This is a genomic window from Chitinophaga sp. YR627 (genome assembly GCF_900114995.1).
Classification (GTDB): Bacteria; Bacteroidota; Bacteroidia; order Chitinophagales; family Chitinophagaceae; genus Chitinophaga.
In genome coordinates this window covers 167,422-179,521 of the sequence record NZ_FOUX01000008.1, presented here as the reverse complement: position 1 = coordinate 179,521, position 12,100 = coordinate 167,422, and the positions used below count along the sequence as shown (strand labels likewise).

Below are 12,100 nucleotides of genomic sequence, written 5' to 3'. Positions count from 1 at the left end.
TGTAAAACAAACAAAATGATGAAAGCAGCAGTAATGTATCCACAGGAAGCACTTCCTAAATATGTGGACTTTCCCGAACCGGTTGCACAGGAGCATGAAATACTCGTAACCGTAAAAGCAGTCGCCATTAAACATTTTGATAAACGCAGAGCATCTGGTACACATTATTCAGCAGAAACACCACAGACCAATGGCCGTTTAATTGGCGGAGACGGCGTTTGTCTGTTGCCCGACGGAACAAGAGTATATGGCATCGGTGAAGGTATGATGGCAGAAAAAGCAACGATAGATAAAAACAGGTTTGTACCATTACCAGCCGAACTGGATGATGCAACCGCTGCCGCGCTGCCGAATGCCGTATTTGGTTCAGCCATGGGACTAAAATTCAAAGCAGATATACAACCCGGAGATGTAGTCCTGATCAATGGTGCCACCGGATTCACCGGACGTACAGCCGTACAGATCGCAAAACATTATGGCGCCGGAAAAGTCATCGTTACAGGACGAAATAAAGAATCACTGCAGGACCTATTAACACTTGGTGCTGATATTAGTATCTCGCTGTTGCAGGAAGACGAAGACTTTAAAAATCAGATCAGATCCATCCATACAGACACCCCCATTGACATTGTTGTTGATTATCTGTGGGGCCATAGTGCGGAAATGATCCTTTCCTGTTTTAAAGGTGATGGCTCATTTACCAATCGTATCAGGTATGTATCTATAGGTAGTATGGCTGGCGATGTGATACAATTATCAGCGGCCAACCTCAGAAGTGTAGATTTGCAGTTAACCGGCTCCGGACTTGGCGCATGGTCCCGTGCACAGGTGGCACAGCTTTTCAGCGAAATACTCCCTGAAATGTTCCAGCTGGCCGCCACAGGCAAACTAAGCATATCCAGTACAACCGTTCCCCTGAAAGATGTCGCCTCACTCTGGGATATGGAGTTAACCAACAGCAAACGCGTTGTCGTAACCATCTGATTCCTCCGTTTACAATCACATACAATATCTGTTATGATAGCTGCACTATTCGTTGCCGCCTGGTCTTTTATTGTTTTGAAACTACGAAAATCAAACCGGCTGAAACATATCATGCGAAAACTGCTCAGGCAAACGGATCCTTCGGCTGCCAAAGACAAAGAAGCCTGAATCTGCCCCCCTGGTATCCTGTCCGGCCGGCCTTTCAGGTCGCAGGATGCCGGGCCTTCAGGCCAGGAAAATAATTCTGAGAAATATCTTCCGGGACTAAGGCTTTATTACCATTCTGTTCGTATATACTTACAGTACGCCCTGTCATCAACCAAACCTCAATATACCTTATGGCCTCAACTACTCAGTTTATCCTGGAACTATTATTATTTTTTGTCATCAGCAGCTGTCTGTTACTCTTTGTACTTGGATTGATCGCTCCGAAGTATTCGCTTTTCTGGTTAAGAGGAAGTAAAACCAGACTCAGGTCTTCACTGATCTATGCATTGCTCTTTTCCTCCGGATTATTAGTAGCCAATACACGATATCCGGGAACGCCCAGAACAGCACAAACGATCGCTGACGAAGCTGCTTTCAGGGCGAAATATCGCAAAACAGATGAGCAGATCGCTAAAGAAGTATTCGCAACAACAGGGAAGGTTTACACAAAAGATCTCATCAAAAGCAGCGTTGTGTACACTTATGATGCTTTGCCGGAAAGTATGCGTAAACGGGCGTTTGAATTAAGAAAAGGTTATTATGTACAGGTCGTACTGGACAATAAATTACTGGCCAAAGCCAGTGCCAGCGAGACATTTGAAGAAGATGAGCTCCTGGATGACATGAAACCTGAAAAGCTGTATGGAAGATCCCTGAATTCATTCGTGCTGTATAATGCCAGTAACGGCGAGATCGCACGGACGGATAAAACGATGGGGTATCCACTTTTTTATATCAAACGGGATTATAATATAGATACAATCTGCATTGGCCCCTGCATAGAGAAGCCGGTGAAACTCCGTATCAATTGTCATCAACAGGCCATCGCTACTGATCCTGTTGAGTATACCTTCTAAACATTGTACTATATAATATCAGGTGGACATTAAATATATCCACCTGATATTAATATTTTCCTCATGCACTTATCATGTTAAAGCTTAAGCTTGCCTTCTATAGAATCGTCCAGCGTTTGTCCGGTGACCGCCCCCATTAACTGTTTCGCAAACGCCACTATCTGTCCATGTTTGGTATCCCAGTAATATCCCTCTACAGGCGTCACTTTGATAACAGATATCCGTGGATCATCCTCCCCCTCCGTAAACCAGGTTTTAAACAAGGGACTCCACAATTCTGCAATCTTTGCCTTATCCTGACTGATCGAAGCATTACCATAAATGGTCATAAAATCAGAATGCTCACTTCCCTTGAATAACAGCTGCACAGCAGGGTCTGCAAGAATATGCGCATTCTTATGACTATCTGTAGCACTCAGGAACCAGCAATTACCATTCTCGTCCACCTGTTGCACAGCCATAGGCCGCGTATCAAATGGCTTTCCGGTACTGATCTCTGTACAGAAAAAGCAGGTGGCAGACTTATCTATCAGCTCTTTTAATTTCTTGGCAGCATCTGTACCCTGAAGATCAAGATGATTTTGTTCAGGCTGCTGGCGGTTAATACTATCCATAACGTTTTTTATAAAGTAAGGTCTGAAAATCATGCCAATGGAAAATGTGCGATCCGTACATATCTTAGTCCGATATATACATTGCACAACAGACTCATTAGCTGGAATTTCGTCCTAAATTCTACAATCATGCAAACAACAGGAAAAGTGGTACTGATTACCGGCGGTGGTTCCGGTATTGGTATGGAAACAGCCCGATTATTTGTACAGAAAGGCAATCAGGTCATCATTACCGGCAGAAGCAAAGAGAAGCTGGAGAAAGCAGCTGCACAGATAGGGGCAGCCGGTTATTTCAGCTGTGATGTGACCAGCGAACAGGATGTACAGGCATTGCTACAATATATAACAGAGCAATATGGCAAACTCGATTTCCTGATGAATAATGCAGGTTTATCTTATCTGCATCAGTTACACGATGACACAGAAACGTTTCTTAACGCATCCCGGGAGATGACGACCAACTATCTGGCTGCTGTCAACATCACCGCAAAGTTCCTTCCCCTGCTGAAAGCACAGCCAGAAGCAGGTATTATCAACATGTCATCCATTACCGGTTTTGTCCCTGCCTTTACCTTACCCACCTACTCTGCCAGTAAAGCGGCCTTACATTCCTATTCACAATCATTACGTCATAGCCTTGCCCAGGCAACCAATATCAAAGTATTCGAAGTAATGCCTTCCCTGGTAGATACTGAGTTTACCCGGGATATCCCTACCAAAGAAAAGATCACGCCCGAGGAAGTAGCCACGGCTACACTGGACGGTATTGAAAACGACCTGTATGAAATTCATGTAGGCACAACTGGTGCACTGCATCAGCACTTTTTCAGCCAGGCAGAACAGGCATTTAAAACACTGAACAGGATCAATTGACAGCTATTCGGACAGGGCAATTGCAGCCGGACTGCTTCTTTGTAAGCAATCCGGCTTTTTTGGTATCTTGCTTCCGCAAAATATTCCCTGTTTACTATGACCAAGTTTTTTAAGCAAGCCTCAATTGCTGTCTTCGTTTTTATCGGACTTCCCATCATCATTGGCCTTACACTGATTGTCCGTAAAGCCATCAAAAATGCGCCACCCCCAACCATTTCAAAGGCTGATTCAATAAAAATAAAACGTGATAGTATACAGGCCGCAACATGGGCTGCGGCAGAAGAGGAAAAAAAACATCCAAAGAACTGGTATTACCGGGCAGATGAAGATCCGATGACCTCGGATACTGTCTATTATGCGACCGTAAGTCCGAAGGAAAATATCAGCGTTAGAACGAACAGAGAAATAATGAAAGTCTCGGTCACTGAAACCGGTGGTGACAACAGATCCGGCAGGGCTTATGACGATGGTTACAGAAATGGTTACAACAACGCCAAAAGAAACACGAACAGTTTCTGGGGAAACCGGTCCTCTTCCTATACAAGCACACCTAAAAAACGTACAACTACCACCTCATCAACAAACTACGCATCCGCCTATCTTACCTTCACATTGGTAAAAAAACCAGGAAAAGAGACAGATGCATATATTGATATGGCAGACGGTGCATTCAATCCCAGCTATTTTAATGGCGGACAGGGCCTTCATATCCGTTTTGACAAAGACAAGGATGCCTACTACCCTACATTGGGTGATAAAGCACAGAGCGGGCGTGTCCTTTATCTTGCCAGCACCAAAGGATTTCTCGCTAAACTGAAAAAGGCGAAAACAATGCTTATAGAAGTAGATGTTGCCAATACCGGCCGCTTTGTACTGGAGTTTGACGTACATGATCTCGATTGGAAGCGTTCATAATTATACTATTTTACCAGAATCCTTATACTTTATTGCAGATACCTTATTAATAGCACTGCATTTTTTCCGCATTGCGTAAACCATTTTCCCAATTTGATAAACAGCCCCCTCCGCAATCCACTTAATTTTGCGGCGCGTTTACAATATTAATCAGCTAATCAGCTTATATGCATACTAAATTTAACCGACTTCTGGGGCTGTTATGTCTCCTATGTGCAATGTTTGTGGCTATGCCAGCCTTTTCAATCGATGAACCCCTTTCCGCTATCAAGGGTAAAGTAATTACAGGTGATGGTGTTGCCGTTCCTTATGTAGCAGTACAGATCAAAGAAAGAAATAAGGGAACAGTGACCAATGAAAAAGGTGAATTCATTTTCAAAAGAATGCAGCCAGGTCACTATACCATCCAGGTGATGTTAATGGGTTACAAGAGCGTTACCAAAGAAATAGATGTGGTTCAGGACCAGATCGTGCATGTAGACATTCAGCTGGAAGCTACTAACCAGCAGCTGCAGGAAGTGATCATCAACAGTAACAGGAACAAATACAAAACAGAAGATGTTTCCGGTTCACTGCGTCTGAAAACGCCTATCATGGAAATTCCTCAGAATATCCAGGTAATCTCCTCCTCCCTGATCGCTGATCAGCAGGCTTTCGATATCGTAGACGGTGTTACCCGTAACGTGAGTGGCGCTACCCGCGTTGGTCACTGGGATAACCAATATGCGCAGATCCGTATGAGAGGCTCCAAGATCCCTGCCTTCCGTAACGGTATGAACATCGAAGCAAGCTGGGGTCCTACCGCTGAAGATGCAGGTATGATCGATCGTATTGAATTCGTAAAAGGCCCTGCCGGCTTTATGCTCGCAGCTGGTGAACCAGGTGGCTTCTACAACGTGGTGACCAAAAAACCTACCGGTGTAACACAGGGTTCTGTTAACCTGAGCATGGGTAGCTTCAGCACTTACCGTGCAGCACTGGACTTTGACGGTAAACTGAGCAAAGACGGTAAACTGCTGTACAGACTGAACACTTCCGCTCAGCAGAAAGATTTCTATACCAAATACAACTATAGCAACCGTTATATGATCGCTCCGGTATTGAAATACCTGGTAGACGACAGAACATCCATCACACTGGAATATACTTTCCAGGGTTCCAAATACCTGGGTAACGGTAACTACCAGTTCTCTGCAAAGAAACTGCTGGATGAAGGTATCAACAACGACTTCTTCTATGGTGATCCTTCCCTGGAACCGGGCCGTCTGAGAGACCATAGCGCTTATGTATACCTGGATCACAAACTGAATGACAGGTGGCAGGCGCATGCGCAGGTTGCTTATTTCAACTTCAGCATGGTGGCTAACAGCGTATGGGCTAACAGCGTAACTCAAAGCGGTGATATGGATCGTTATTTCAGCATCGGTGATGAAGCAGGTGAAAACAGATTCGGACAGTTATCATTGTCTGGCGAAGAATACACCGGTAAGATCCGTCACCGAATTCTGGCTGGTATCGATATGGGTAACAAGAAATTCTGGGGCGACTTCCGTACACTGGATCAGAGCCTGGGCCTGAAAGGTGGTCAGAAGTTCAATGTGTACAACCCTGTTTACGGTATTCCATTTGACTCAATCCCTACTATCGACCGTTCTAAAAGTGTAAGAACAAGAGCAGGTGCAAGTGCTTACCTCTCTTCTGTAAACTACACTTCTATATATGCTCAGGATGAGCTGGCATTCTTCAACAACAACCTGCGTCTGTCCCTGGGTATTCGCTTCACCCGTGCGGAAACGGTAGGTCAGACTAAAACTGCAAGCCTCCTGAACAATGTCGTTTCACCAAGAGTTGGTCTTAGCTACTCTGTGAATAAATCTACAACTGTATACGCTTTATATGATCAGTCTTTCGTTCCTCAAACAGGACTTGATTCTAACCTGAAAGCATTCGAACCTGTAAAAGGTAATGACCTGGAAGCAGGTATCAAGAAAGAATGGTTCCAGGGTCGCTGGATGACCTCTGTAACTGCTTACCGTATTGCCCGTCAGAACGCTAAAGTAGCGCTGGGTATCAAAGACAGCCGTGGTGCAGACGTATCTGAAACACTGGGTGAAACCGTTACCAAAGGTATTGAAGCTGATATCAACGGTGAGATCGTACCGGGTCTGAACGTTAACGTAAATTACGCTTACACTAAATCTAAAGTGACCAAAGATGCACCTAACAAAACTGAAGCTACTACAACAGTAGGTAACATCACGCCTAACACTGCAGCGCACGTTACCAACGCATGGTTAACTTACCGCTTACGTACAGGTGCACTGGAAGGTTTCGGTGTAATGGGTGGCATTCAGTGGCTGGCAGATCGCGCATACGGTACTACCAAAGTATACAATATGCCTAACTACTTCCGTGGTGATGCTGGTCTGAGTTACTTAAAAGGTAAATACTCTATCTCTGCGCTGGTAAACAACGTGGCAGATAACCGTAAACTGCTGACAGCAGCCTCTTTCTCTGCAGGTTACTACAGCTATATCGTGGAAGCACGTCGTAACTTCCGTCTGACGATCGGTTACCGTTTCTAATCAGATATTAGTTATTAAATAATATAAAAAGGCCTGTTCGCTGTAAAAGTGAACAGGCCTTTTTATTTCAGTACAATGTTATACTATTGTAAAGTACTTTGCTCCTTATCTCCTGGTAAATACATTTGCAGACTATAGTTATACTATATTGGTACGCCGTTAATGCTCCCTTTTTAAGGCAGCACTAACGGAGGATAACTATAGTCAGACTAATATCAAAGCACATTAACATTCCGGGCAATTTTGTCTGCCTGTATAAACGACTCAATATGAAGATTCTGGGAGTAATCGCTTTAGCACTTGGCATCTGTATGATGCACGACGAAATACCTGATAACCTGAAAATGAACAGGATACAGGTGATTGGTTCTCACAATAGCTATAAAAGAGCTATTGATCCTGCCTTATTTAAGATGTTCCAGCAGAAGGATTCTGTGTCAGCCAGTAAACTGGATTATGAACACATTTCCATTGCAGAGCAGCTGGATATGGGCTTGTTAAACCTGGAAGTTGATGTTTATCCGGATGAAAAAGGCGGACGTTTTGCACATCCAAAAGGACTGCAATGGGTGCCGGGACAGGCGCCGTTTGATGAAAAAGGCGTAATGAACGAACCTGGTTTTAAAGTACTGCATGTACCAGACCTGGACTTCCGTAATGACTACCTTACATTAAAGAATCTCCTCGCCGAACTGAAAAACTGGTCAGATAAACACCCTGACCATTACCCGATCTTCATTACCCTCGAACCAAAGGATGGTACTCCTAAAAATGCGGAAATGACCGTTCCGGAGCCTTTCACGCCAAAAACGTATGAAGAACTGGATAAGGCTTTGATCGCAGGACTGGGTAAAGAGCACATCATTACACCGGACCTGGTAAGAGGTAAATATAAGACCCTGGAAGACGCTGTATTACATGACAACTGGCCTACCCTGAAAGATGCCAAAGGTAAATTCGCCTTCCTGCTGGATGCCAATGATGCAAAAAGAGATATGTATATTGCTGGTCACCCTTCACTGAAAGGCAGGGTGATGTTTGCCAACGTAGATCCGGGGCACCCTGAAGCAGCTATGCTATTCAGAAATACCCCTACGAATGCGGAAATCAAGGACCTGGTAGCAAAAGGTTATATCATCCGTACAAGAGCGGATGCGGATACCAGGGAAGCCCGTCTGAACGATAAATCAAATTTCGTAGCAGCCTGCAATTCCGGTGCACAGATCATTACAACCGACTATTATAAGAAGAGTACGCACTTCGTTTCCGATTATGAGATCAGTTTTGATGGCAAAAAGTACGTACGACTCAATCCGGTACTGAATGATGTAGCAGTGGGTGGTAGTAAATAAACAATAGCCGGGGTCGTAAAACGCCTCTTCTTTGTCTTTTTCACCCCTCTTTCGAACAAGGTTCTCAGCGTAAGTTTGTATCGTTATCAACAACGAACAATCACATTAAAAACTCACTGATATGACAACGAAAACAAGGACTGCCATCACCATCGAAAGTACTGTTCAGGCGCCGGTAGCTAAAGTCTGGGATTACTGGAACCAGCCCGGGCATATCACACAATGGGCATTCGCTTCTGACGACTGGCACGCCCCAAAATCAGAAAACGATCTGCGTACCGGCGGTAAATTCAGTACCACTATGGCAGCCAAAGACGGCAGCTTCAGTTTTGAATTCGGCGGTGAGTATACAGATGTGAAAGAACATAAACTGATAGAATACACCATGGGAGATGGCAGAAAAGTAAGCGTACTTTTCACGACTATTGATGATGCGACGAAAGTGGTGGAGACATTTGAGGCAGAAGATGAAAATCCGGTGGAAATGCAGCGTGAAGGATGGCAAACGATCCTGAACAATTTTAAAAAATATACTGAAAGTCACTAAGGGAATACGTTCTCTGCAGACTGACAAAAACTGAAAAAGCCTTTTAAGATAGCTATCTTAAAAGGCTTTTTATTTTGCTATGATCGATTAATGAATCGCTAATTCTTGAAATATTCCGAAGCAGTTCTCACCTTTTCTACCCAGCAACCGGAAGACGCCTGAAGGACATACTCACTCAATCCTACCTTTTTTGATCCCGGCGCCCAATCATAGGTATACCCCATCCTGGTCCATGGATAATGGAAATCTGTTGCAGAAGTTAACGTATGGTAGTAAGCGTATATGATATAGTTATTAAACCAGCTTTCATATTCCGGCGTTACTGACTCGATCAGGTCCGCAGTAGCGGTTGTGGTCGAGATAGAAGGATTACCTGCGGGACGGTTCAGACGGGAGGCAGGTACCCATATCTCCGCAATATGTGTATTACTGCGGCTGTTTTTGGGCGGTAGACCCAGCAGCTGACAGATACGCATAACAGTATCTGAAGAAGCATTAAAGCTTTGTCCGATCCTGCTTTTCATCTGCGAAGGAATGAACAGCCAGGATTCGCCCCAGGTATTGGTGATAGAATCTCCTTCCGGATAGCTGGCAGGGAAACGCATGAAGGAAGCCATCAGTACATAGGACTGTCCATTGATAGTTTTCCACTGCAACTTTGTGTTACCGGCAGTAATAGGCCATAATGAATCAACTGCTTCAGATGCTTCTGCGTGCATTGCATCCAGGATGGAGTTCGCGTATAACTGATCGTTGGTGAGGGCTGGCGCTGGTTCTTCGTCTTTTGAACAGGCTACGAAGCCCAGACAGATCAGCAGTGTTAAAAGCAATAACTGGTGACGGGAGGTGGTGTTTATCATTGGAAATCTAAATGGTTATTTACTAAGGAGGCTAAAATTAACGGCTATTTATATTCAGGGGCCGGTCATTTCAGATCATTTTTTCCGACCGTATTCATTTTGTTCATTTACAAGGAAGTGCATCTGGTAAACACAGCTGTCTTTTATCGTCCTGAACCAGCTGGAAGACTCATTTACTTTCAGTCTGATCTGGTTTAGCATATTTTCATCCAGTTTCCCTTTGTAGGAAAGCTGAATATCCGGCCGTTTCTGCGGTAATAAGGTAAACTGTATCAGCACTTCTCCTGTATCCTTACTACCCGTCAGCTGGTCCAATACCAGGTTTTCACTCTTCCGGATATACCCCGCCAATGTATCCAGCTCAATACGTTGCTGTACTTTGGCCTGTGCGGTGAGCAATATTACCTGCTTCAGGCTATTCGGACCGGCAGACTTCTTCACTCCCTGTTCAGGGCTGTATGTTTTCCAGTCGGCTTCATATGCTTTCCCGTCAGCAGCATTCACATATGTTTTGTCGCCATTCAGGTGAGATGGATCTGATGTCGTCTTGCGGTCAGACTTTTTATCCGCGCAGGCATAAAGACAGGCAAGACTTCCGATTAGCAGGTATAACGTGGTTATTTTCTTAGGCATGGATACAATATGAGACTATAAAATTAAAATATATTGATATACATGCCTAAAAAGATCCATGAACGTCCGAAGGATCAATGTGCATGCCTTCTTCTCCTGATATGCCAGATCGGACGGTGAGGATACTTCCTGTGAGCTGTCATATTATTGAAGAGCAGGGCCACCAGCAGGAGGATCAGTACACCTGACAAAACAGGGCTCAGTACATAGAGATACCCCAGGTCTTTGATACGCTGCGTACCAATATTGGCGATCAGCGCCGTCGCTCCCCCAGGAGGATGTAAGGTTTTGGTGATCTGCATCAGTACAATGGAAAGCGCTACGGAAAGTGCCGCGGCCAGCCATAATTCATTGGGCACCAGTTTGTGGATGGTCACACCGACCAGTGCGCAAATAACATGACCTCCTACCAGGTTCCTGGGTTGTGCCAGCGGACTGTTAATAATACCGTAAATAAGGACGGAAGAAGCCCCAAAGGAGCCAATGAGGAAGATATTGTCAGCGGAGTCAAGGAATTTGCTCTGCAGAAAACCAATAAGCCCGATTCCGGTAAATGCACCCAGAAAAGTCCATAAATGTTCCCTGAAGTCCAGTAATGTCTCCTTGTACAGGACATAACGTACCCTGCGCATGTGGCGCTTTACTTTTTTTCTCATTTTCCCTGAAGTTCCCGTTTTATGAGCCGCAAAGTTACGCCAAAAAAAGTTTGAGCCACTATGAACTACCTACATGAAAAACACCCGGAAGACTCCGGGTGTATCACATAGATTCTGATTCGTTACAATCCGCTCACGGATGTATGTTGCTAGAAATTAAAATTTGCAGGGTCAGGTCCCATACGGGCCCCTTCGTCCAGACTGTTGAGGATTTCCATATCCTCCTGCGGCAACACAAAGTCAAACAACTGCGCATTTTCAATGATCCTTGCCTGACGAACGCTTTTGGGAATGATCACAATCCCTCTTTGCAGATTCCAGCGCAACAGCAACTGCGCTACCGTAATCTGATGCTTTGCAGCCATCCTTGTGAATATTTCAACACCAAATGCACGACCATGCATCAGCGGAAACCAGGATTCAAACTGTATATGATTCGCCTTTGCAAAGGCAACCAGGTCCGGCTGTTGCAGGAATGGATGAAACTCCACCTGATCCACCATTGGTGTAACATGGGCGCTTTCCATCAGATCTTCCAGCTGGAAGGGAAGAAAATTGGATACCCCTATCGCCCTGACCTTCCCCTCCTGGTATAAAGTTTCCATGGCTCTCCAGGTCTCCTTATACTTCCCTTTTACAGGCCAGTGTTGCAGATAAAGGTCAAGATAATCTGTACCCAGCCGGCGTAGCGAATCATGAAAAGCCCTGATGGTAGTGTCGTATCCCTGATCTGAATTCCAGACCTTCGTAGTAATGAAGATGTCTTTTCTGTCTACCGGATGATTGGCAATAGCTGCCCCAACGCCTTCCTCGTTATAATAGGCAGCGGCCGTATCGATATGTCTGTAACCTGCGTCCAGTGCATAGGTTACTGCATCGTACACTTCCTGTCCGTTCTTTGTTTTATACACACCGAGTCCCAGGTAAGGCATATGCACGCCATTAGCCAGTGTGACGGCGCCATTTATATCTGTTATGTTCATCGTTATAACTTTTACGTATTGAATGGTACTGCAA

The 12,100-nt window shown here is 44.8% G+C and carries 12 protein-coding genes; 7 read left to right on the top strand and 5 right to left on the bottom strand.

From position 1 onward, the window contains the following. The first annotated feature begins 15 nt into the window (after positions 1-15). Together BMZ72_RS34865 and BMZ72_RS34860 are read left to right on the top strand one after the other, a co-directional pair. The gene (locus BMZ72_RS34865) at positions 16-984 is read left to right on the top strand and encodes a quinone oxidoreductase family protein (RefSeq protein ID WP_255373374.1); all 969 of its coding nucleotides are present in this window, start codon (positions 16-18) and stop codon (positions 982-984) included. 338 nt (positions 985-1,322) lie between these two features. Next, the gene (locus BMZ72_RS34860; protein WP_089815949.1) at positions 1,323-2,048 is read left to right on the top strand and encodes a hypothetical protein; all 726 of its coding nucleotides are present in this window, start codon (positions 1,323-1,325) and stop codon (positions 2,046-2,048) included. Positions 2,049-2,125: 77 nt separating this feature from the next. Here the strand turns inward: BMZ72_RS34860 and BMZ72_RS34855 are convergent, their stop codons facing one another. Further along, positions 2,126-2,662 (bottom strand): pyridoxamine 5'-phosphate oxidase family protein, encoded by a 537-nt coding sequence (locus BMZ72_RS34855; protein ID WP_089815947.1) that lies wholly within the window; start codon positions 2,660-2,662, stop codon positions 2,126-2,128. Between the two features lie 129 nt (positions 2,663-2,791). Between BMZ72_RS34855 and BMZ72_RS34850 the strand changes: the two genes are divergently transcribed. The 5 genes from BMZ72_RS34850 to BMZ72_RS34830 all read left to right on the top strand — a co-directional run bounded on the left by BMZ72_RS34850 (position 2,792) and on the right by BMZ72_RS34830 (position 8,934). Beyond that, positions 2,792-3,535: an SDR family oxidoreductase gene (locus tag BMZ72_RS34850; RefSeq protein WP_177223033.1), complete on the top strand. Its 744-nt coding sequence runs from the start codon at positions 2,792-2,794 to the stop codon at positions 3,533-3,535. Positions 3,536-3,631: 96 nt separating this feature from the next. Next, positions 3,632-4,450 carry a hypothetical protein gene (locus tag BMZ72_RS34845; RefSeq protein WP_089815943.1) on the top strand — a complete coding sequence of 273 codons (819 nt, stop codon included), beginning with the start codon at positions 3,632-3,634 and terminating at the stop codon, positions 4,448-4,450. A 230-nt stretch (positions 4,451-4,680) separates the two neighbouring features. Beyond that, positions 4,681-7,035, top strand: coding sequence for a TonB-dependent receptor (locus tag BMZ72_RS34840; protein WP_255373373.1), 2,355 nt, complete (start codon positions 4,681-4,683; stop codon positions 7,033-7,035). Between the two features lie 269 nt (positions 7,036-7,304). Next, positions 7,305-8,387 (top strand): phosphatidylinositol-specific phospholipase C1-like protein, encoded by a 1,083-nt coding sequence (locus tag BMZ72_RS34835; protein ID WP_089815938.1) that lies wholly within the window; start codon positions 7,305-7,307, stop codon positions 8,385-8,387. A gap of 121 nt (positions 8,388-8,508) precedes the next feature. Further along, positions 8,509-8,934 carry an SRPBCC family protein gene (locus tag BMZ72_RS34830; protein ID WP_089815936.1) on the top strand — a complete coding sequence of 142 codons (426 nt, stop codon included), beginning with the start codon at positions 8,509-8,511 and terminating at the stop codon, positions 8,932-8,934. A 98-nt stretch (positions 8,935-9,032) separates the two neighbouring features. Here the strand turns inward: BMZ72_RS34830 and BMZ72_RS34825 are convergent, their stop codons facing one another. The 4 genes from BMZ72_RS34825 to BMZ72_RS34810 all read right to left on the bottom strand — a co-directional run bounded on the left by BMZ72_RS34825 (position 9,033) and on the right by BMZ72_RS34810 (position 12,066). Beyond that, positions 9,033-9,794, bottom strand: a complete 762-nt coding sequence (locus BMZ72_RS34825; RefSeq protein ID WP_089815934.1) for a hypothetical protein — start codon at positions 9,792-9,794, stop codon at positions 9,033-9,035. A gap of 75 nt (positions 9,795-9,869) precedes the next feature. After that, positions 9,870-10,427 carry a hypothetical protein gene (locus tag BMZ72_RS34820; protein WP_089815932.1) on the bottom strand — a complete coding sequence of 186 codons (558 nt, stop codon included), beginning with the start codon at positions 10,425-10,427 and terminating at the stop codon, positions 9,870-9,872. 74 nt (positions 10,428-10,501) lie between these two features. Beyond that, positions 10,502-11,083, bottom strand: a complete 582-nt coding sequence (locus BMZ72_RS34815) for an HPP family protein (RefSeq protein WP_177223032.1) — start codon at positions 11,081-11,083, stop codon at positions 10,502-10,504. Positions 11,084-11,232: 149 nt separating this feature from the next. Then, the gene (locus tag BMZ72_RS34810; protein WP_089815928.1) at positions 11,233-12,066 is read right to left on the bottom strand and encodes an aldo/keto reductase; all 834 of its coding nucleotides are present in this window, start codon (positions 12,064-12,066) and stop codon (positions 11,233-11,235) included. Positions 12,067-12,100: the final 34 nt, after the last annotated feature.